Raw genomic sequence first — 21,188 nt, 5'->3', positions numbered from 1 at the left:
ATAGCATCAGACGTCAGGTGCGGCGGTCTCGCCGCACCTGACGGGTTCTGCACACTAGGCAACCGCCGCAAGGGCGGGCATGCCACTGCAGACTAGGGCGCCGGCCGTAAAGGCCATCCGTCCCACCCTATCGGTCAGCGCTTGTCGTCGCCAATGATCCGACCCGTGTCGGGATCGATCTGCAGGCGTACGCTGCTGCCGGCCGCATTGTCGGCCTTGGCGGTCCAGACGCCATTATCGAAATCCAGGTCGTGTACGTGGGTATCGCCCTTGGTGGATAGCGCCGCGCGTACGTCGCTTTCGCTTAGGCGCGATACCTGCTCATTGGGAAAAGCCCGGCCGGTTTTCGGGTCGATGCGCAGCGCCACCTTCTGCCCATCCGCGCTGCGCGCCTTGGCCGTCCAAACGCCATGACCAAAGCTCAGGTCATGCACTTTGGTATAGCCCTGTTGCTCGTCCGCCCATTGCAACTTTCGGTGAATGCAAAACGGACCGTGAGCTGAATCGCGGTGGCGGTGATACGGGGGCGATGAGCGTAAGAAATACGTCATCGGCAGCCGTGACATCGGCATCACGATTGGAAAGGTAGTGTCAAAACGAGCTCAACCGAATCTCTACATTCATGCTGACGATGGACAGGGGCTGGCTCGTACGGTGCCATCGCTTGACCGGTGTGGTCGGTCGAGCCGCGCATGGCAGCGCCGCCCCCTGTGTTGTGGTGATTGATATCCGCTACCGGCGGCATGGGTTGCGCGCTTTTGCTGAAACGAAGGGCAAGTCGTTGGGCCGCTGGCCCCGTCGCAGGATGCATCACTCCACCGAGGGCATGACCGATGAGCAATCCAAGCGAACTCCCGCTGAGTCTCTACAAGGCCAACACCGAGTTCCAGTTGCGCGTGAGCAAGCTGGTCATGGAGAACTGGAAGAAGTGGCTGGAGCTATCCAGCCGCGCCGTCGACGACGGCATCAGCGAATCGACGGCGCGTGTGGAACAGTTGCTCAAGGCGCAGGACTGGACGGCGCTGGCAAGCATGCCGGGCGAGACGTTCTGGCGCCTGTTGCAGCAGCGCATGGGTGATACCGAAGTCAACAAGCAGATCGCCGCCAATTTGCAGGCGCATTTCGCGCAAGGACTGCAGGAGGCGGTCATGACCTGGCAGAAGGACACGTCGCAAGCGCTCGGCAGCGTGGGCGGCGTATCGGCCGGCAATGCGCCGTGGAACGACGTGATGGCGCAGTGGAGCAAGCTGTGGCCCACGCCTGGTGGCCCGGGCGGAAAGGGGCCGGCCCGTGACAAGTAAACGAGCGGAGGCGAAGGGCAGGTCGACGCCCCGCGTCGAATCTGTTGCAGGACGTCCCACGGTGTTGATCGACCTCGCCTTGCAGGGGGGCGGCTCCCATGGAGCCTATACGTGGGGCGTGCTCGATCGCCTGCTGGACGAGCCGTGGCTGCGGATCGACGCCATTTCCGGCACGTCAGCCGGTGCGATGAATGCCGTCGTCTTTGTGGACGGCTGGACCAAGGGCGGAGCCGAGGGCGCGCGCGCGGCGCTCGATGCGTACTGGCTTCGCGTGGCGCAGGCGGCGATGTTCAGCCCGCTGCAGCGCTCACCGATTGATCGGTACATGGGGCGCTGGGGCCTGGACACGTCGCCGGCTTATATCGCCATGGACTTTGCATCACGCGTGTTCTCGCCGTACGACGTGAATCCGCTTGGCATGAATCCGTTGCGGAGCGTGCTGGCCGACAGTATCCATTTCGAGCGTCTCGCCAGCGCGCCGATAAAACTGTTCGTCACCGCGACCAATGTTCACACCGGCCGCGGCCGGATTTTCCGCAACGCGGAGATCACGGTGGACGTACTGCTCGCCTCCGCCTGCCTGCCGACGATGTTCCAGGCGGTGGAGATCGATGGCGAGCCGTATTGGGACGGTGGCTACGTCGGCAACCCGACGATTACCCCGCTGATCCGCGAGAGCGATGCGCACGACAGCATCCTGGTGCAGATCAATCCGCGGCAGCGCAAGGAGACGCCGCGTACGGCGAACGAGATTCGCAATCGCCTGGATGAGATTTCCTTCAATTCACCGCTGATGAAGGAGCTGCGCATGATCGCGCTGCTGCGCCAGGTGGCCGACCCCGGCCATGGCGAAGGCGCACTGTGGGCCGGTATGCGGGTGCACCGGATCATGACCGAAAAGCTCGAAACGTTTGGTGCGTCGTCGAAACTCAATGCCGAATGGGAGTTTCTCAGCCTGCTCAAGGAGGAGGGGCGGCGCAGCGCGGACGAGTTCCTGCGCTTGCACGGGGACGATCTCGGTCATCGTTCCACCGCCGATCTCGACACACTGCTGGCGGAGTGCTGAGCCATGGGACTGCTAGGTATCCTGCTCGGCCTGGCGTTGCTGGTCTGGCTGGCTTTCCGCGGCTGGAGCGTGCTGCTGCTGGCGCCCATGGCGGCCTTGATCGCCGCGCTGTTCGCTGGCCAACCGCTGCTGGCGCACTGGACGCAGACCTTCATGGTCAGCGGCGCCGGGTTCTTCGCCCAGTTCTTTCCGCTGTTCCTGCTCGGTGCCGTATTCGGCAAGCTGATGGAGGACAGCGGTTCGATCACGGCCATCGCGGACTTCATGATCAGCAAGCTTGGCCAGAAGCATGCCGTGCTGGCCGTCGTGCTGGCCGGTGCGTTCGTTACCTACGGTGGCGTGAGCCTGTTTGTCGCGTTCTTCGTGCTGGCGCCGATGGGGCAGGAGTTGTTCCGTACCGCCGGGATACCTCGCCGCTTGATGCCCGCCGCCATCGTGCTGGGCACCTCGACGTTCACCATGTCGGCCTTGCCGGGTACGCCGTCGATCCAGAATGCCATCCCGATGCCGTTCTTCGGCACCACGCCGTTTGCCGCGCCCGGGCTGGGCTTCATCGCAGCGCTGATCATGATGGCGTTCGGCATGTGGTGGCTCGGGCGGCGCGAGGCATCGGCAAGAAAACTGGGCGAGGGCTTCGGCCAGGGCGACCTGCTGTCAGCGCAGGACATTGCCAAGCGCGAGACGCTGCGTGAGCGTGCCACCACCGCGCATGAATTCGATCCCACCGAGATCGTGCACGGTACCGAGGCCGCTGCACCGTCGACACTGGCCGCCGCCCTACCGCTGATCACGGTCGTAGCCGTCAACCTTGCCATGTCGCTGTTTATTCTCCCGGCGCTGGATACGAGCTTTCTCAACCAGCCGCAGTGGGGAAATACGTCGCTGGCCCGGGTCGGTGGCGTGTGGGCCGTGGTGACGGCGCTTGCGTGTGCGATCGCCGTCGCCTTGGCCTTGAACTTCCGTCGGCTGGCGGCCTTGCGCGCGACGCTGGATGCCGGGGCCAACGCTGCCGTGTTGCCTGCGGTGAGCGTCGCCAGTCTGGTCGGCTTTGGCGCCGTCGTGGCCGCGATGCCGGCCTTTGCCGGGGTTCGCGACGCCGTGCTCAATATCGGCGGTGGACCGCTCACCTCGCTGGCCGTGGCCACCAATGTGCTGGCGGCGTTGACGGGCTCGGCATCGGGTGGCTTGACCATCGCGCTCGATGCGCTCGGCCCAACCTACATGGAACGTGCGGCGGCCATCGGCATGGACCCGGCGCTGCTGCATCGGGTCGCCGTGATTGGTTCGGGCACGCTCGACACGCTGCCGCATAACGGCGCGGTGGTCACACTGCTGGCGGTATGTGGCACCAAGCATGGCGAGAGCTATGGCGACATCGTCATGGTCGGCATCGTCGGCGCCGTCCTTGGCCTCGTCGCGGTCATCGTGCTCGGCACGATGTTCGGCTCGTTCTAGCGCCGAAGCATGCGACCAGGGATGCCGCCGGATGGCGGCGTCCATGCGGTTTCCTCGTCTTGTCACAAAGGTTTAGTTAGCTAGGCAGGCCGGGGCATCGTGCTTTCGGTTCGGTGCGTGCCGATGCCATGACGACGAAGGGATGCGAAACGGGTGGCCGGTGCGAGGTACGGCGGGGGGCGGAGCCGGATGGGAGACGTCCTGGCTGACGGCCTGTTCAAGGCACTCATATGGCAGGGGCTGCTGGACGCGCCGAGCGCGGTGGACGGTCATATTGTCGACCACAGCACAGCGTATGTTCCGGGACAGCGCTTTCCTAATCTCCCCGACAGCTACTGGCGTACCCGCTCCGTGACCCGAAGGCAGCATGAGTTTGGTATCAACGATGGCATGCAAGAACGCATGTTCGCCACGTCACGACGGCCCGAACCGCGCGATGAACATGCGCGGATCGGCATCACCCGCTGCTCCAGCGATGCGCTGAAGCTCATGCCGCTGGCGGACGGCTGATGCGCTACGCGATCTATTTCTGCCCATCACCGGCCAGCGCGCTGGCCGCGCTGGGTCGCGACTGGCTGAGCGCCGAGCTGACGCCCGACGGCATCTCGGGCATTCCCTTGTCGCGCTGGAATGCGCTACTGGCCGACGTGCGCCGCTACGGTTGGCATGCCACGTTGCGCTCGCCCTTCACGCTGTCCCCCGATCATGAAGTCGGCGATTTGCGTCGTGTGCTGTCCTCGATCGCGCAGGCCCATGCGCCGATCAACCTGTCGCTGCGGGTCAGTCGACTGGATGGGTTTCTTGCGTTGCGGCCGGTCAGCGAGTGCCGTGCCGTGGATGTACTGGCGGCGGCCTGCACCGAAGCCGTCGAGCCTGTTCGCGCGCCGCTTATCGAACCGGAATTCCAGCGTCGCGCCGCCGAGCTCGACGCCATCGAAACCCATTATCTTCAACGCTACGGATACCCCTACGTGTTCGAACGCTACCGCTTTCACATGACGCTCTCGGCACCCGCCTCGGTTGACGAGGAGCGTGCGCTGCAACGCTGGCTTGCACTGCGCGCCGCGATGCTGCCCGCCGCGCGCATCGACGCACTCACCTTGTGCGTCGAAGCTTCGCCAGGTGCCGCATTCGAGCCACTGGAGCGCTTCGCCTTGCGCAAAGTGTCCGCGGCATGAGTGCAGGTCGGCTTTATTACGTGATGGGTCCCTCCGGTGCCGGCAAGGACAGTGTGCTTGGCTGGGCGCGTGACAATAGTCCTTCTTATGCGGTGGTGTGTGCACATCGCTACATCACCCGCTCGGCGCAGGCGGATGGCGAACTTCATGTGGCCTTGAGTGCCGAGGAATTCGAGCGGCGCGAGCGCCGCGGCCTGTTCGTGCTCACCTGGCAGGCGCATGGCTTGCGTTGTGGCCTTGGCAAGGAGATCGAGCACTGGCTGAGGCAGGGCGTCAACGTGCTGGTGAATGGTTCGCGCCATGCCTTCCCGCTGGCTCGCGCGCGCTTCCATGACATGGTGCCCGTGTTGATCACGGCGAGTCGCGAGAGCATCGCCCACCGTCTCATGGCGCATGGGCGCGAGACGGCGGAACAGATCGAGGAACGCCTCGCGCGTAACGATCATTACGTGGTACCGGGCGACGCGCTCACCATCGTCAATGACGGCAGCCTGCCGGAAGTCGGCGCGGCGCTGCTCACCGCGATCCGCACCCGCACCTAGGGCTGCAACACTGACCTAGCCATCGGCCTATCGGTTTAGGTGAATACGGTGGCCACGCCAGTGCCCAACGGCGTGGCCGCGGCCGCCGGGGCACGAACTGGATGGTCGGCCGGCCTTGCCCTGGGCCGCCCTCGCGGTCCCCGGCGCCAACAGCTGCCTCGGTCCAAATCGCTGATGAAGCTGGGCGGAATCTGTGCGTACACCGGGGCCCACCCGACGCGCACTGCGAGCCCCGACTGAAGCTTTGGTGGGAATGGCGCGCCGATCGTGACAGCATTGGCATGCTGGCGCGGGGTGCACGGTGTACTCCGCGTGGCTTTATCAAGGAAATGTTGGCGAATGATGGGTGTATTACGAGATCTGGTAAGTGAATTGGAGCAAGACCGTTCACTGTACGAGCCGGATCAACTGCGGCGACGCCTAGAAGCGCTTGATCGCATTGAAACCTGCCTTTTTCATATGCCGCGCCCGGAAAGCGAAGCTGAGATTGACCAGGCGTCTGCGCTGCAACACCGCGTCGAAGCCATTTCCGGCAATCTGGAAGTGGCCAACCATAAGCTCTATCAGGAGATTCGCGCCGAGATCCGTCGAGGTGACGGGGCGCAGCGCTTGCTCGACTGGGCCAGGATTTACGATCCGGCGGTACACGCGGATTATCAGTTGAACGGCGTGGGTTACGACTATCTCGACGCACTGGTAACCGGCGTCCTGAAATTTGACGAGCCCGATAGCGGGATTGCCGAGCTCCCGCCGGAAATGGTGTTCTATCAGCCCACGCCGGCGCGCTTCATCTTCGATCTCATCCATGGCACCGCGCTCAATGAGCAGGACGTGCTGATCGATCTTGGCTCAGGTCTGGGGCATGTTCCCCTGGTGGCCAGCATCTGCACGGGCGCGCGCTGTATCGGCATCGAGATCGAAGGCGTTTATGCCGACTGTGCTCGCCGCGGTGCGCAGGCTCTCGGCTTGCAGCGCGTGACGTTTATCCAGCAGGACGTGCGCTTGGCCGATCTGTCCGAAGGCACGGTGTTCTATCTCTACACGCCGTTCAAGGGTGCGGTGCTGCGCAGCGTGCTCGATATGTTGAAACACGAAGCGAGCAAGCGGGAAATTCGCGTCTGCACCCTGGGTCCCTGCACGGATGCGGTCCTGCAAGAGCCCTGGCTCAAGGTCGAGGGTGAGCAGATCGTGGATCAACTCACGTTATTTCGCAGCGTCTAACCACGAAGCGAAGCCTCAAGCGGACTACTCACGTCCGCTTGACGCCTTTTCCGGGAACCTGAGCACTGCAGCAAAGCCGACGAGGCTTGGCTCCTACCCTGCGTGGCGGCTGATTTGGCAGGGCATTCCTGGTGAAACTCTCTGGGAGCGCGTGATGAAAAAGTCCGTTTGGGTCGTGGTCGCCAATCGCGCCGTGGCGCGGTTGTTCCGGACGAATCAGCCGACAGGGCCGCTGGAAGAAATGGACTCGTTCATCCATCCCGAAGGGCGGATGCTGGATCAGGAGCTGGTGTCCGATCGCCCTGGGCGCGGCTTCGAACGATTCGGTCCAGGCCGTCATGCCGAAGATCCCGATACCTCGGCCACGGCGCATGAGATGGGGAGCTTCGCGATCGAACTGTCCCGGTTCCTGCACAAGGCGTGCATGGAACGCCAGTTCGATGCATTCGTGTTGATCGCCGCGCCTGCTTTTCTGGGCGCGATGCGCGAACATCTGAATGCATCCACCCGCCTGCGGGCGATGCTGGAAGTGGACAAGAATCTCGTTCACCTGGACGCCGTGGCGCTACGTGCCCAGCTACCCGAGCGGCTGTATTCGACCATTGACGCGTAATCGTTGCCGCCCGCGCTTCATTGACGCAAACCAATGACCCGCTCTGGCGAGCGGGCTTTCTGCTGCATGCGATGGTGGCCGGGGGACGGAATCGAAGCGTCGGCGCGGGGATTTTTCACGGATAACGGGCAATCCGCCGCGTTCCGTCTGATATAGAAATATCATTGACACAACTGTGGTAATGCGATATCAGTCGTAGCGTGGACTGTCCACGTGATTCTCCGGGGGGAGAACCTCATGCGATTTAGGCAACTGCGGCCAAGGCGCCGCTGCATTAGTGTGGCCATCACTATCGCCTTGTTTGGATCTTTTGCTGCAACGGCACAGCCAGCGGCGTCCGCTGGCGGTGATCTCGCAGCGTCGGCGGTCGTGAACGGTGAATCAGCGCAGGGCCAGGTGGCCGCGACGGATGCTGGGGCCCAAGGGGGACAGAATCCGCAGGCCGCATCCAGCAACACGGCGCCCATCAATCTGGGGACCGTGATGGTGACCGCCAACAAGCGCGAGGAGCGCCTGCAGGTGGTGCCGATGGCGGTGACGGCGCTTTCCGGCGACGACCTCCGGCGCCAGGGCGCCAACAGCTTCGCCGACTATGCTGCCCAGATTCCCGGGCTCAACCTGATCTCCACCTCGACGGGGCAAACGCAGCTGGTATTGCGCGGTATTACGTCGGGCAGCTCGCAGGCCAACTCAAGCGTCAGCACGTATATCGACGATGCGCCTTATGGCTCCAGCACGGTGTATTCCGCGGGTAGCCTGCTGACACCGGATATTGATCCGGCCGACATCGAGCGCATCGAGGTACTGCGTGGCCCGCAGGGTACGCTTTACGGTTCGAACTCACTGGGTGGACTGGTGAAATTCGTCACCACGCCACCGGACTCCACGCGCACTTACGGTCGCGCTTCGGTCGACTACACCAGCGTGGATGGCGGTGGTAGCGGTTTCGCCGAACGTGCGATGTTCAACCTGCCGCTGGTTGAGGGCAAGCTGGCGCTACGGGTCAATGCCTACGACCGCGACGATCCTGGCTATATCGACAACGTGGCTACCGGCAAAAAGGAAGTCAACGAGGCCAAGGTCAGCGGCGGACGGGCGCAATTGCTTTGGACGCCCACGGACAAGGTATCGGTGAATCTCTCGGCGCTCGCCCAGAACCTCAGGGGTGACGGCCTCGCCAACACCGGCGTGGAAGTGGATCCGGCCACGCTGCAGCCCATCTATGGCTACCAGAAGCAGAGTCGTGCCGCCGGCACCGGCCTGTTGGCCATCCAATATCGTCTCTACGATCTTTCGGTCAATGCGGATTTCGGTTGGGCCAAGCTGGTCTCTTCGAGCAGCTACGGCTCGCAGAAAGTCGACCAGACGGGGGATGTCACCGCCGCGTATGGTCCGCTGCTCAACCCTGTCTTTGGTCTGGACAACGGCGGATATTCGGTTACCCAGCCAATTACGCTCGGGAAATTCACCCAGGAACTTCGGCTGGAGTCGCCGGCAGAGCAATGGCTTGCCTGGCGCGCGGGTGTGTTCTACACGCGTGAGAGCACAACGAATCATCAGACCGTCAATGTCTTCGACGCGACGACCGGGGTGCCGATCGATCTGCCCAGCCTGGGTGACATCTCCATCGGCCCGGGCATCTTCAAGGAATGGGCTGGCTACGCCGACGTGACCTGGCATGCCACCTCACAGCTGAGTGTGCTGGTGGGCGCCCGCCGGACTCACGACAGCACGTCGTACTCGCAAGTGAGCAGCGGCCTGCTGACGGGGGCCGCCGATTTCACCACGCGCAGCTCGGATAACCCCACCACCTATTTGTTCAATCCCAGCTACCGGTTCACTGACAACCTGATGGCCTATGTGCGCGTGGCTTCGGGCTTTCGTCCCGGCGGCGCCAACGTAGGCGTGCCACCAGGCCTGGGCGCGCCGTTGACCTTCGCGCCCGACAAGCTGACCAGCTACGAGCTTGGCTTCAAATCCACCTTGCTCGATCAGCGCATGACCTTCGAGGCCGATGCGTTCTATATCGACTGGAGCCAGATCCAGCTCACCACCGTCAACGCCAATTTTGCTTACCTCAGCAATGGCGGCAAAGCCAAGAGCCAGGGCCTGGAGGGCAGTTGGAAGTACGCGCCCGTGCGCGGCCTGGTGCTGTCGGCAAACGCCACCTGGACCGACGCAGCACTGACCGCGGATACGCCGCCGGGGCTGTATGGCTACAACGGCGATCGCCTGCCGTGGGTGCCGAAATGGAATGCCACCGTGGGTGCGGAATACGACTTCCCGCTGGGCAGTGGCTGGTCCGGTTTCGTGGGCGGCAGTTACAACTATGTGGGCAGACGCGAGTCCGATTTCCTCTCCGTGCCCGGCCCGCGCATCTCGGTGCCCGGCTACCATGGCATCGATCTGCACGCGGGCACCTATATCGGCAACTGGACGATCAAGGGCTACGTCAAGAATCTGACCAACCAGCGTGGCATCACGTCACTGGCATCTGAAACGACCGATCCGCAGGGCAGCCCGTTCAATGCGGCCTACGTGCCACCGCGCACGGTGGGCGTCACCCTCGGCCTCGATTTCTGAGCATGGCACGCTGGCATTATTGGAGCATTCGCGTAATGAAGCACTACAGGAAATTTCTCGCATCACTGGTGGTGACGTTCGCCACCGGCCTGTGTCTGGCGCAGGTGCCGCCACCGCCGAATCCGGCGCCGGCAACCGCCACCGTCGTGCCGGATACCAAGACTAACCCGAGCGACCAGCCGCATGCGCTCACCACCGAAGACCTGTCGAGCTTCTTCGACGGTCTGGTGCCGTTTGCGCTGGAGCGTGGCGACGTGGCCGGCGGCGTGATCTCGGTAGTCAAGGACGGCAAGGTGATCTTTGCGCGTGGCTACGGCTACGCCAATCTCAAGACGCGCCAGGTACCGTCGCCGGAGAACACGTTGTTCCGTCCCGGCTCCACGTCCAAGTTGTTCACCTGGACGGCGGTGATGCAGTTGGTCGAGCAAGGCAAGCTGGATCTCGACGCCGACATCAATCAGTACCTGGATTTCAAGATCCCGCCGCATGATGGCAAGCCGATCACCCTGCGCAACATCATGACCCACACTCCGGGTTTCGAGGACACCGCACGCGACCTGCTGCCGGCCTCCACCGATACCGTGAACCTGGAGAAATACCTGAAGTCGCATATCCCCGCGCGTATCTATGCGCCGGGCACGATCGTGGCGTACTCCAATTATGGCTGCGGCTTGGCCGGCTATATCGTGCAGCGCATATCCGGCGAGCGCTTCGAGGACTACGTGCAGAAGCACATCTTCGATCCCTTGCAGATGACGCGCTCAAGCTTCGAGCAGCCGCTGCCGCCGAAGCTGGAGGCGCTGTTGTCGAATGGTTACAAGAGCGCTTCCGACGGCAAGCCGCATCCGTTCGAGCCGGTCGACCCCGCGCCGGCCGGTGCGCTGAGCAGCTCGGCGACGGACATGGCGAACTTCATGATCGCCCACCTGCAGCAGGGCCGTTTCGGCGATACGCGCATCCTGCAGCAGGCCACGGCCGAGCTGATGCACAGCACGCAGCACACGGCAGCGCCGGGGCTTAGTGGCTTTGCGCTGGGTTTCTACCACGAGGATAGCCACGGCCAGCGCATCATCGGCCATGCCGGTGATACCGAGGTGTTTCACAGCGACCTGCATCTGATGCTGGATGCGAACGTCGGCGTCTTCATGTCCTTCAACAGCGCCGGCAACGAGGGTGGCGCACACGTGATCCGCAAGGCGGTGTTCCAGACCTTCCTGGATCGCTACTTCCCGTACAGCGCGCCGGAAGAGGCAACCCTGGCCACCGCCAAGGCCGATGCCGCACATGTGGCCGGTTGGTACGAATCGAGCCGGCGCAACGAAAGTGCGCTGAAGCCGCTGTACCTGTTCGGTCAGTCCAGCGTGACGGCACAGCCGGACGGCACCATCGTGGTATCCGTGTGGAACAACTACGCGGGCAAGCCGCTGTACTGGCGCGAGGTGGGTCCGTCGACGTGGCGTCAGGTCAACGGCGATGCACACCTGAAGTTCGTCAATGACACTGATGGCAACATTGCGTACTGGGCGACCGACGTCGAGGTGCCGGTGTTCGTGTTCCAGCACGTCTCGGGCGCGCGCTCGATGGGCTCGGTGAGTCTGTGGGCTGGGCTGTCGTGCCTGCTCTTGGTCGTCGCATTGTTGAGCTGGGGCGTGGGCGCCTGGGTGCGTCGCCACTATCGCCGTCCGCTCGCGCTGGATGCCTCGCAGCGCCGTTCGCGCCTGCTGTCGCGGTTCGGTGTGCTCGCCCTGTTCGTGGTTTTGGCAGGCTGGATGGGCCTGCTGGTCGTCTCGTCGATCAGTGACGATATGTTGTTGCAGGGCACGATGACGCCGTGGCTCTACGTACTTTACGTGCTTGGCGTGCTGGGCCTGCTCGGCGCCCTCGCCGTGGTGGCGCATACCGTGCGTAGCTGGATGGCTCCGCGTCGCGGCCGCTGGGTGTTGGCTGGCGAGACCCTGCTGGCGCTGGCGGCGATCTACCTGGTGTGGCTGATCGTTACGTTTGGTCTGGTCAGTTTCAGCGCCCACTACTGAGTTCATTGCGCGGCGGCGTAGCACCGTCGCCGCGCGCTCCATCCGAGGAAGTAAGCATGAATATCCATGTTGACGGGCGCTTGCGCCTGCAGGCAACGCGCAAGAGCTGGGCGATCCATACGCCGTTCCACATTACCGGCTACACCTTCACCGCATTCGATGCGCTGATCGTTGAGCTGACCGACGCTCAGGGTTTGACCGGGCGTGGCGAAGCGCAGGGCGTCTATTACCACCAGGACACGCCAGACTCGATGCTGGTCCAGATCGAGGCGTTGCGCGCGCATATCGAGGCAGGCATCACGCGCGAAGCCTTGCAGCAGCTGCTACCGGCCGGCGGCGCACGCAACGTGCTCGATTGCGCCTTGTGGGACCTGGAAGCCAAGCGTGCCGGCAAGCCCGTCTGGCAGCTGGCCGGCCTGTCCGCGCCAAAGCCCTTGCTGACCACCTATACCGTGGGTGCGGAGGATCCGGAGGTCATGGCCGAGCGTGCGAGCGCCTACGCGGTGGCCCGCGCCATTAAGCTCAAGCTCACTGACGACGGGCGCAATGCCGAGCGGGTGCTCGCCGTGCGCAATGCGCGCCCGGATGTATGGCTGATGGTCGATGCCAACCAGGGCTTCACCCGTGAGTCGTTCGCGAAGCTGTTACCGACCCTGGTCGAGGCCCGCGTGGACGTGGTGGAGCAGCCGTTCCCGGTGGGCAGCGAGGCCTGGCTGGATGGTCTGGAGCGACCGATTCGCCTCGCGGCGGACGAAAGCGTGCAGGATCGCAGCGACCTGGCCAAGATGGTGGGCCGCGTCGACGTCATCAACATCAAGCTGGACAAGTGCGGCGGACTCACCGAGGCGCTGGCCATTGCCGAAGAGGCGCGCAAACTTGGCTTCGACCTGATGGTCGGCAACATGGGCGGTTCTTCGCTGGCGATGGCGCCCTCGTTCGTGGTGGGCCAGTTGTGCGATGTGGTGGACCTCGATGGTCCGATCAGCCTGATTGCCGATTACCAGCCCTCCGTGGTGTACGAGAATGGCACTATCTGGTGTCCCGACACGCTCTGGGGTGGCCCAGTGTCGGCCTCGACCTAGTGAACAAGCGCCATCAGCGAGGATGCCCGTCCGCATGACTGCCTTCGTAACGAGCCCGGCAACGGAGAAAAGCTGGTTTGGCCATCCACGTGGCCTGACCATCCTGTTCCTGACCGAAATGTGGGAGATGTTCTCCTTCTTCGGCATGCGCGCGATCCTGGTCTACTACATGACCAAGCACCTGGATATGGACCAGGAATTCGCGTCCGTGGTGTATGGCGTGTACGCGGCCTTCGTCTACTTCACCCCGGTGTTTGGCGGCATGCTTGCCGATCGCTGGTTGGGCAAGGGACGTGCCGTGGTGATCGGCGGTTCAATGATGGCGCTCGGACATTTCATGATGTCGTCCGAAGCCTTGTTCTATCCGGCGTTGTGCATGATCGCGCTGGGCAACGGCCTGTTCCTGCCCAGCCTCGCCAGCCAGATCGAAGGGCTGTATCGCACCGGCGACGAGCGCAGCAAGAGCGCGTACAACATCTACTACGTCGGCATTAACCTGGGCGGCTTCCTGGCGCCCCTGGTATGCGGCACCCTGGGCGAGGCGTATGGCTGGCACTGGGGCTTTGCTGCGGCGGGCATCGGCATGCTGCTGTCGCTGGTGATCTATCTGGCCGGGCGTCGTTACCTGCCGCCCGAACCGGCGCTTGGCGCTGCAACACGGGCGGTCCGCCCGCCGATGGACCGGGCGGCGCGCGAGCGCTTTGGCCTGCTGATCGGCATTGCCGCCATCGTGGTGATTTTTCGCGGCGCCTATGAGCAGAACGGCAATACCATTGCGCTATGGGCCGACACCGGCATCGACCGGGTGCTGGCACCCGGCTGGACGATACCGATGACCTGGTTCCAGTCGGTCAACTCGCTGGCGGTGTTCGCCTTGACGCCCGTGCTGGTGGCGCGCTGGGCACGACTGGCACGGCGAGGCATCGTGACGCCCTTGCTGGGCCGGATGGCCTTTGGTGCGGCTATCGTGGGGGCGTCCTATGTTGCGTTAGGTCTGGTCGCGGCATGGAGCGACGCCCATGGAACGCGTGCCAGCTGGGTCTGGCTGTTCGTCTGGTTCGTGGTGTTCACCATCGGCGAGCTGTACATCCTGCCGACCGGACTGGCCTTGTTCGGGCGCATGGCGCCGGATGGTTTTCGCGCCACCAGCATCGCCACCTGGTTCTTTGCCGGGTTCTTCGGCAACCTGCTGGCCGGCGCGCTGGGTACCTTGTGGAGCCGCATGGGCCACGGCGCGTTCTTTGTGTTGATCGGTGCGGTCGCCGGACTATCCGCCGCGCTTTTGTATATGCTCAATCGCCGCCATAGCGGCGTTGGGCAACATGGACAAGCCGACAGCACCACGGTGCTGGCCCGCTGAGCGAGTGCCGATGATCAGGGATCTGCAGAAAAAGCTTAAAGACGGCTGGAACACGTTCACCACGTCCGAGCAGAAAATTGCCACCTACCTGCTGCACAATCTCAACGGCATTCCGTTCGAGACCGCCGCATCGCTGGGGCAGCGCGTGGGCGTAAGCCCCATGACCGTCGGCCGGTTTCTGCACAGCCTGGGTTATGCGGGCCTGAACGAACTCAAGGAAGAACTGCGTAGCGATGCGCCGTGGCTGCAGCTGTACAAGAACCCGGATCAGGCTGGCGATTCCGCTGCGATGTCTGAGAGCCTCAAGGCCGAGATCCGCGGCATCACGATTGCGCATGGGCTGACGCGCACCGCGGAGTGGAAAGCCATCGTCAAGCTGCTGGTGGACGCCGATCGAGTCTCGGTGGCCAGTTTCCACCAGGGCCGTTTCCTTGGCCTGGGTTTCGCCAGCCTGATGCAGCACGTCAAGCCGCGCACGATCTTTCACGAAGGCCTCGACGGCGCCTATACCGATCTGCTGCTCGATTCGACCAAGAAGAGCTGCGTGCTGCTGATCGACTTCCGGCGTTATTCGCGGCATTTCCGCATCCTGGCCGAGGAGTCGGCCGCACGCGGCATCCCGCTGGTCATCATCACCGACAGCCAGTGCTATTGGGCGCGCCAGCTCACCAGCCATGTATTGATGCTGCCAGCCGACCTGACGCGGCCGTGGCACAACTTCACCGCAGCCACGAGCTTATTGAGCCTGCTTATCGGCGCGGTCACCCGCGAACAGGGCGACATGTTCGATCGCATCGGTGACATCACGCAGTTGCGGCAAAAACTCGTGGGCTACGTCGAAGCGCCGGCGATAGAGAAGCGCGAACCCGGTAAGGCCGGGAAGTCACCAAAGACGGTTACCAGCAAGCCTCGCGGCAAGCCCAAAGCCTGAAACTTGCGTCACGTCGACGCTTCGTGGCTCGGTCGGCAGCGTCCACAGAAGGGGAGTGTTCTTGATGATCCGCTGTTCCCGCGAAAATGCCGCCTCGCGCATCATGCTGCAGCGCTGGCGTACGAGTGCGTGTGTGACGCTGCTGGTATCCTGGTGCGCGTTGGCATCAGCGTCGCCGTCGTTGGTGTCGACGCCGGAACTCGATGCGTTCGCGCACAAGGCCATGCAGACGTTCGACACGCCTGGCATGGCGGTGACGATAGTCGATGGCGACGTCATCACCACGCACACGTATGGCGTGCGCAAGCTCGGTGATGCGGCCCCGGTGGATGCGCACACCATCTTCCCGATCGGCTCCAACACCAAGGCCTTCACCACGGCTGCGCTGGCGATCCTGGTCGACCAGGGCAAGCTGCGTTGGGACGACCGTGTGGTCGACAAGTTGCCGGGCTTCCGCATGTACGACGCCTATGCGTCCAGCGAGATGACCGTGACCGACCTGCTGGTGCATCGCAGCGGCCTGGGGCTAGGGGAGGGCGATCTGATGATGTTTCCGACCTCCGATCGCTCGCGTGCGCAGCTGGTGCACGACATCCGCTATCTGAAGCCGGCGCGTTCATTTCGCGGCGGCTATGACTACGACAACGTGCTGTACATCGTAGCCGGGGCACTGGTCGAGGCCGTCTCAGGCCAGAGCTGGGAGGATTTCGTGCAGCAGCACATCCTCGATCCGCTGCAGATGCGTGACACGCAGGTCAGCATAGACGCTGCCCCCGCCGATAAGGTGTCGCTGCATGCAAAGAACACCACGGCAGTACGCGGCGTCGGCAAGCAGTCGGTGCTTACCACGGTCATGACCGGCAAGGTATTCGCGCCAGCCGGCGCACTGCAGGTGAGCGCGGCGGACATGGGGCCCTGGTTGCGCCTGCAACTCGATAGCGGGCAACTGGACAAGAGCAGACGGATCTTCAGCGAGGCGGCGGCGCAGATGCTGTGGACGCCGCAGACACTGATTCCGATTTCCGCATCGCCCAAGCCGTTGGCGCTGGCGCAGCCGCAGTTCGAGGCTTACGCCTTGGGCTTCGAGGTGCAGGACTATCGCGGGCACAAGATCATCACCCACCTCGGCGGCGTGCTGGGTGGCGTCTCGGCCGTGGTGATCATTCCGGAGCGGCGTGCGGCGTTTGCCATCATGCTCAACTCCGAAGATGTCGGCACGCTGTTCGCCATGCGCGAGCATCTGCTCGATACCTTGCTGGGCTTGCCTTCGCCGGATTGGACCGCCAGCTACCAACAGGTGTTCGACGGAATCAATGCCAGCGCCGTAGCCGCGCTTAAATCACCTGCAACCGCCACGCATGCCGCGCGCGGGCCATCGCTGCCGTTGTCCCAATATGTCGGTGTCTACCGTGATCCGTGGTACGGCACTGCGACGCTTGGCCAGGACAGCAAGGGCGCGCTGACGATCAGTTTCGACCATTCGCCTGGTATGCATAGCACGCTGGAGCACGTGCAGTACGACACGTTCCGCACGCACTGGACGATGCCGGACGTGGAGGACGCCTATGTCACCTTCGCACTGACACCAGACGGCAGCATCGATCAGATGACCATGAAGGCGATCTCGCCGATCGCCGATTTCAGCTGGGACTACCAGGATCTGCGCTTCACCCCGGTCCACGCGACGAAATAGCCATGCCTTCTCGGCCTGCATTCGCGTCGATGTCGATGCGAGTCCGGCCCGAACATCATCAGGAACCAGGTCGCATGGGTACGCTTCATTCTTCTTCGGATGCGCAGGTACGCATGCTGCCGCAGCCTTACCTGCTTTTTCTTGGCGATACGAGCGAACCCGGCTTTGCCAAGACCGCATTCGGGCTGCGCGATTGGGCAGGTGATCGCTGCGTTGGCGAATGGTCGTGCGGCGCGACGGTCAGCACGGGGCTGCCGACGCTCACCCCGGACGAGGCAGCGGCGCGCGGTGCACGTGGGCTGGTCATCGGCGTGGCGAATGCCGGTGGCTTCATTCCCGACCACTGGGTCGCGGCGCTGATCGAAGCGCTCGAGGCCGGGCTCGACCTTGTCAGTGGCATGCACATGCGGCTGGCCGACATTCCGCCACTCGCGGCTGCCGCGACGCGCCTTGGCCGCCGCCTGATCGACATCCGCACGCCGCCACGCAACATACCCGTGGCATCCGGACGCAAACGTCCCGGCCAGCGGCTGCTCACGGTCGGCACCGACTGCGCACTCGGCAAGAAATACACCGCGTTGGCGCTGGCGCGGGCCATCGTTGCTCGTGGTGTCGACGCGGATTTTCGTGCCACCGGCCAGACGGGCATCCTGATCGCCGGCGGCGGCATCCCGATGGACGCGGTGATTGCCGACTTCGAGGCAGGGGCCGCCGAGCTGCTCAGCCCGGCGGCATCGCCGCAGCATTGGGACGTGATCGAGGGGCAGGGCTCGTTGTTCCATCCGGCCTATGCTGGTGTGTCGCTCGGCTTGCTGCATGGGAGCCAGCCCGATGTCTTCGTCGTCTGCCACGAGCCGGGCCGCGCTCACATGCTCGGCTATCCGGATTTCCCCATGCCGCAGATCGAGGAAGTGATCGACATCACGATCCGCATGGGCCGGCGTACCAATCCCTTGATACGCTGCGCCGGGGTGAGCCTCAATACCGGCACGCTTGATACCGATACGGCGCAGGAGCTGTTGCTGGCCGAGAGCAGGCGACTCGGCTTGCCGGTAGCCGACCCCATGCGCGGCGGTGCGGCGTTCGAGCAACTGGTCGACGCGGCGCTACGGCTATCCTCCAACGCATAAGCGTCATCAGCATCGAATACCTATCTTCTTGCGAGACATCTGCCATGAAACCGACCACGCGATCCCTCTCTGTCCAGACGGCCATGGCCGTTGCACTCATGCTGTGCGGGTCGTCTCACGCCGCCTCACCGAGCGACGCTGCGCTGGCCGCGCGAACGGATCGCGTATTGGCCGCCACGCCGCTGATCGATGGGCACAATGACCTGCCATGGGCGATCCGCACCCTGTTCGGCAACGTTGCAGGTGTGGATCTGAGCACCCATACGGCGAACCTGCCGTTGAAAGCCAAGGACGGCGAAACGCCAACGCCGTTGATGACAGACATTCCGCGCCTGCGCGCGGGCCACGTCGGCGGCCAATTCTGGTCCGTGTGGATTCCGCCCACGGTCACCGGATCGGAGGCGGTGAAGATGACGCTCGAGCAGATCGACATCGTCCACACGATGGTGGCGCGTTATCCGAAGGATCTGCAGATGGCTTATTCGGCTGACGACATCGTCAGTGCACACAAGGCTGGCCGCATCGCCTCCTTGATCGGTATCGAGGGCGGCCACCAGATCGACAATTCGCTGCCGGTACTGCGCGACATGTATTTGCTCGGTGCGCGCTACATGACGCTCACCCACACCTTGAATAACGACTGGGCCGACTCGGCCACGGATGCACCGAAGCACCATGGCCTGACGCCCTTCGGCCGCACTGTGGTGCATGAGATGAACCGCCTCGGCATGCTGGTCGACCTGAGCCACGTGTCGCCAGACACGATGCGTGATGCCTTGAACACGTCGGTGGCACCGGTGATGTTCTCGCACTCGGGCGCCCGCGCACTGAATGATCATCCGCGCGACGTGCCGGACGACGTGCTGAAGATGGTGGCGCGCAATCGCGGCATCGTCATGGCGACCTTCGCCAGCACCTATGTCTCGGCTGAGCGCAACCGCTGGGAAGCCGATCGGGCTGCCGAGCAGACGCGTTTCAACGCACCTCCCTATGCCGGTCTCTATATCGGTCAGCCCGAGCGGGCGAAGGCGGCCTTGGCCGAATGGGATCGTCAGCACCCGAAGCCGGTGGTCACGCTGGCGATGGTGGCCGATCACATCGAGCACATACGCCAGGTGGCTGGGATCGACGCTGTCGGCATCGGTTCGGATTTCGATGGCATTCCCGAGGCACCGCGAGGCCTGGAAGGCGTCGATCGGTATCCGGCCTTGTTCCAGGAGCTTGCACGACGCGGCTGGACCGACGCGGAGCTGAGCAAGCTGGCCGGCGGCAACATGTTGCGTGTCATGCGCGAGGCTGCTGCCGTGGCCAAGCGCTTGCAGGCAACGGAAGCGCCTTCCACCGCGACCATCGCGCAGGTGGATGCGGCGGCCGCCGGCAAGTAGTGTTCGTGAATCACGAGACGGGACGGATTGGCTTATGACCGGACACACCTGGAAGCGTTTCGCGGCGATCGGCGTTTTCGCGCTACTCGTCGTCGGAGGCGCCGTATTGAGCGTGGCCCTTCCGGGGCGTGGCGAGCCGCGCGAAACGCCGGCTCCAGTGCAGGCGATGATCTTTCCCAAGGACTTCCTGTGGGGCGTAGCGATCGCCGGGCAACAGGCGGAAAGCGTGCCAGCCAGCGACTGGACGAAGTTCGAGGCGGAGGTGTTTCGCGCCCAACGTTTCGCCCAGGGCGAGAAACTCGGTGCCACGCCGCCTGGCCATATCCGCGATTTCGGTCGATGGCCCGAGCAGGTGCGAAGCCACAAGGCGGGTTTCGACCTACGTTACGACCAGGATATCGACGCCGCTGCCCAACTCGGTCTCAATGCTTTTCGCGTCTCGATCGAATGGGCGCGCCTGTTTCCGCGCGCTGGCATGACCCAGCCCGACCCCGACGCGATCGCCTATTACCACAAGGTTTTCGCGGCGATGAGAAGCCGCGGCATCGAGCCGGTGGTGACCCTGTTCCACTATGTTTCGCCGGCCTGGTTCTTCGACGCGGACGTCCATGGCAAACGCGGGTGGGAGCGCGCCGATGCGCAGGCCCTCTGGCAGACCTACGTCGATGCGGTCGCTGAGAACTTCATTCCCGAGGTGCGCATCTGGTGCACGCTCAACGAGCCGATGGTTTATCTCTACGACGGCTATGTCATCGGCTCCTACCCGCCGGGCGAGAAGCGCGGTGACTTCGCCGGCGCCCGGGACGTTTATGCCGCGCTGCTGCGGGCGCATGTCCTGGCCTATCGTGTCCTGCACCGTGTCGCCAGCTCACGCGGCGCATCGGTTTCCGTAGGGCTCACCCAGAATCTCGAAGTCTTCGAGCCGTACAACCGCTATTCGCCGCTTGATCGCGCGCTCGCCTGGGTCGTCGGGAAGGCCTGGAACTGGGATTTCCTGGACGCGGTCGCCAGCGGTCGCATGCGGCTCACCACGACCGACATCGACCTCCCCATCGAGGGTCTGGCCGGCACCGAGGATTATGTCGGCGTCAATTACTACAGCCGAAACTACGTGCGCGGCGATTGGCGCCATCCCTTCGCGCCCGACGTCGGCAACGTTGCGCCCGACCTGCCGCACGAGGAGCGCAACGACCTGGGCTGGCCTTCCTATCCGCACGGCTTCTACGAGATGCTGACCAAGGTCGGCAAGCGCTATGCAAAGCCTGTGATGATCCTCGAGAACGGAACAGCCGATGGCGCCGACGACGACAAGCAAAGGCAACGCTCCCTGGTCGCGCATATTCGCGAAGCCTGGCTCGCGCGCCGGGACGGTGTCGACATCCGCTCCTATGTCCACTGGTCGCTGGTCGACAACTTCGAATGGAATGAGGGCTTCGACGCCAAATTCGGTTTGATCGCGGTGGATTACGATCACGACTTCCGCCGCACGCCCCGCCCGTCGGCCGCGCTCTACGGAGACATCGCCCATGCCAACGGATTGAGCACAACGATGCTAAGACGGTATCTGCCGGACCTGGACGCAAGCACCGATGCACCGGGCCGATAATTAGGCACG

The 21,188-nt window shown here is 63.6% G+C and carries 18 protein-coding genes; 17 read left to right on the top strand and 1 reads right to left on the bottom strand.

All coding sequences use genetic code 11. The features are described from left to right. Nucleotides 1-134: 134 nt before the first annotated feature. Nucleotides 135-470, bottom strand: coding sequence for a PepSY domain-containing protein (locus ACT01B_RS17045; protein ID WP_445144403.1), 336 nt, complete (start codon nt 468-470; stop codon nt 135-137). Nucleotides 471-833: 363 nt separating this feature from the next. Here ACT01B_RS17045 and ACT01B_RS17040 point away from each other — a divergent pair, with 363 nt between their 5' ends. The 17 genes from ACT01B_RS17040 to ACT01B_RS16960 all read left to right on the top strand — a co-directional run bounded on the left by ACT01B_RS17040 (nt 834) and on the right by ACT01B_RS16960 (nt 21,179). Further along, nucleotides 834-1,301 carry a phasin family protein gene (locus ACT01B_RS17040; protein WP_445144402.1) on the top strand — a complete coding sequence of 156 codons (468 nt, stop codon included), beginning with the start codon at nt 834-836 and terminating at the stop codon, nt 1,299-1,301. A gap of 61 nt (nt 1,302-1,362) precedes the next feature. Further along, nucleotides 1,363-2,367, top strand: coding sequence for a patatin-like phospholipase family protein (locus tag ACT01B_RS17035; protein WP_445144401.1), 1,005 nt, complete (start codon nt 1,363-1,365; stop codon nt 2,365-2,367). Between the two features lie 3 nt (nt 2,368-2,370). Beyond that, nucleotides 2,371-3,822 (top strand): GntP family permease, encoded by a 1,452-nt coding sequence (locus tag ACT01B_RS17030; RefSeq protein WP_445144400.1) that lies wholly within the window; start codon nt 2,371-2,373, stop codon nt 3,820-3,822. Nucleotides 3,823-4,011: 189 nt separating this feature from the next. Beyond that, nucleotides 4,012-4,332 (top strand): hypothetical protein, encoded by a 321-nt coding sequence (locus tag ACT01B_RS17025; RefSeq protein WP_445144399.1) that lies wholly within the window; start codon nt 4,012-4,014, stop codon nt 4,330-4,332. Further along, nucleotides 4,332-5,000: a DUF1045 domain-containing protein gene (locus ACT01B_RS17020; RefSeq protein ID WP_445144398.1), complete on the top strand. Its 669-nt coding sequence runs from the start codon at nt 4,332-4,334 to the stop codon at nt 4,998-5,000. The genes ACT01B_RS17025 and ACT01B_RS17020 overlap by 1 nt, the downstream gene beginning before the upstream one ends. After that, complete coding sequence (gene phnN / locus ACT01B_RS17015) at nt 4,997-5,542, top strand: phosphonate metabolism protein/1,5-bisphosphokinase (PRPP-forming) PhnN (RefSeq protein WP_445144397.1); 546 nt, start codon at nt 4,997-4,999, stop codon at nt 5,540-5,542. Before ACT01B_RS17020 ends, phnN begins: the two co-directional genes overlap by 4 nt. A 267-nt stretch (nt 5,543-5,809) precedes the next feature. After that, entirely contained in the window at nt 5,810-6,763 is a 954-nt protein-coding gene (locus tag ACT01B_RS17010; RefSeq protein WP_445144396.1) for a hypothetical protein, read from the top strand. Nucleotides 6,764-6,917: 154 nt separating this feature from the next. After that, the gene (locus ACT01B_RS17005) at nt 6,918-7,376 is read left to right on the top strand and encodes a host attachment protein (protein ID WP_445144395.1); all 459 of its coding nucleotides are present in this window, start codon (nt 6,918-6,920) and stop codon (nt 7,374-7,376) included. Nucleotides 7,377-7,613: 237 nt separating this feature from the next. After that, nucleotides 7,614-9,959: a TonB-dependent receptor gene (locus ACT01B_RS17000; RefSeq protein ID WP_445144394.1), complete on the top strand. Its 2,346-nt coding sequence runs from the start codon at nt 7,614-7,616 to the stop codon at nt 9,957-9,959. A gap of 2 nt (nt 9,960-9,961) precedes the next feature. Beyond that, nucleotides 9,962-11,992: a serine hydrolase domain-containing protein gene (locus tag ACT01B_RS16995; RefSeq protein ID WP_445144393.1), complete on the top strand. Its 2,031-nt coding sequence runs from the start codon at nt 9,962-9,964 to the stop codon at nt 11,990-11,992. 56 nt (nt 11,993-12,048) lie between these two features. Next, on the top strand, nt 12,049-13,074 hold the full coding sequence (locus tag ACT01B_RS16990; protein WP_445144392.1) for a dipeptide epimerase: 1,026 nt from the start codon (nt 12,049-12,051) through the stop codon (nt 13,072-13,074). A 34-nt stretch (nt 13,075-13,108) separates the two neighbouring features. Next, a complete protein-coding gene (locus tag ACT01B_RS16985) occupies nt 13,109-14,434 on the top strand; it encodes a peptide MFS transporter (RefSeq protein ID WP_445144391.1) in 1,326 nt (441 codons plus the stop codon). 10 nt (nt 14,435-14,444) lie between these two features. Next, nucleotides 14,445-15,365, top strand: a complete 921-nt coding sequence (locus ACT01B_RS16980) for a MurR/RpiR family transcriptional regulator (RefSeq protein WP_445144390.1) — start codon at nt 14,445-14,447, stop codon at nt 15,363-15,365. Between the two features lie 64 nt (nt 15,366-15,429). Further along, a complete protein-coding gene (locus ACT01B_RS16975) occupies nt 15,430-17,058 on the top strand; it encodes a serine hydrolase (protein WP_445144389.1) in 1,629 nt (542 codons plus the stop codon). A 74-nt stretch (nt 17,059-17,132) separates the two neighbouring features. Further along, nucleotides 17,133-18,188, top strand: coding sequence for a DUF1611 domain-containing protein (locus tag ACT01B_RS16970; RefSeq protein WP_445144388.1), 1,056 nt, complete (start codon nt 17,133-17,135; stop codon nt 18,186-18,188). Between the two features lie 83 nt (nt 18,189-18,271). Next, nucleotides 18,272-19,573 carry a dipeptidase gene (locus ACT01B_RS16965; RefSeq protein WP_445144387.1) on the top strand — a complete coding sequence of 434 codons (1,302 nt, stop codon included), beginning with the start codon at nt 18,272-18,274 and terminating at the stop codon, nt 19,571-19,573. Further along, nucleotides 19,551-21,179: a glycoside hydrolase family 1 protein gene (locus tag ACT01B_RS16960; RefSeq protein ID WP_445144386.1), complete on the top strand. Its 1,629-nt coding sequence runs from the start codon at nt 19,551-19,553 to the stop codon at nt 21,177-21,179. The genes ACT01B_RS16965 and ACT01B_RS16960 overlap by 23 nt, the downstream gene beginning before the upstream one ends. Nucleotides 21,180-21,188: the final 9 nt, after the last annotated feature.

The organism is Dyella sp. Tek66A03 (assembly GCF_052567735.1).
This window is presented reverse-complemented; position numbering and strand designations above follow the sequence as displayed.

Coding starts and splice junctions, on each gene's coding strand:
- ACT01B_RS17040 (WP_445144402.1), top strand. CDS start 834: ATGAGCAATCCAAGCGAACTCCCGCTGAGTCTCTACAAGGCCAACACC.
- ACT01B_RS17030 (WP_445144400.1), top strand. CDS start 2,371: ATGGGACTGCTAGGTATCCTGCTCGGCCTGGCGTTGCTGGTCTGGCTG.
- ACT01B_RS17025 (WP_445144399.1), top strand. CDS start 4,012: ATGGGAGACGTCCTGGCTGACGGCCTGTTCAAGGCACTCATATGGCAG.
- ACT01B_RS17020 (WP_445144398.1), top strand. CDS start 4,332: ATGCGCTACGCGATCTATTTCTGCCCATCACCGGCCAGCGCGCTGGCC.
- phnN (WP_445144397.1), top strand. CDS start 4,997: ATGAGTGCAGGTCGGCTTTATTACGTGATGGGTCCCTCCGGTGCCGGC.
- ACT01B_RS17005 (WP_445144395.1), top strand. CDS start 6,918: ATGAAAAAGTCCGTTTGGGTCGTGGTCGCCAATCGCGCCGTGGCGCGG.
- ACT01B_RS17000 (WP_445144394.1), top strand. CDS start 7,614: ATGCGATTTAGGCAACTGCGGCCAAGGCGCCGCTGCATTAGTGTGGCC.
- ACT01B_RS16995 (WP_445144393.1), top strand. CDS start 9,962: ATGGCACGCTGGCATTATTGGAGCATTCGCGTAATGAAGCACTACAGG.
- ACT01B_RS16990 (WP_445144392.1), top strand. CDS start 12,049: ATGAATATCCATGTTGACGGGCGCTTGCGCCTGCAGGCAACGCGCAAG.
- ACT01B_RS16985 (WP_445144391.1), top strand. CDS start 13,109: ATGACTGCCTTCGTAACGAGCCCGGCAACGGAGAAAAGCTGGTTTGGC.
- ACT01B_RS16980 (WP_445144390.1), top strand. CDS start 14,445: ATGATCAGGGATCTGCAGAAAAAGCTTAAAGACGGCTGGAACACGTTC.
- ACT01B_RS16975 (WP_445144389.1), top strand. CDS start 15,430: ATGATCCGCTGTTCCCGCGAAAATGCCGCCTCGCGCATCATGCTGCAG.
- ACT01B_RS16970 (WP_445144388.1), top strand. CDS start 17,133: ATGGGTACGCTTCATTCTTCTTCGGATGCGCAGGTACGCATGCTGCCG.
- ACT01B_RS16965 (WP_445144387.1), top strand. CDS start 18,272: ATGGCCGTTGCACTCATGCTGTGCGGGTCGTCTCACGCCGCCTCACCG.
- ACT01B_RS16960 (WP_445144386.1), top strand. CDS start 19,551: ATGCGGCGGCCGCCGGCAAGTAGTGTTCGTGAATCACGAGACGGGACG.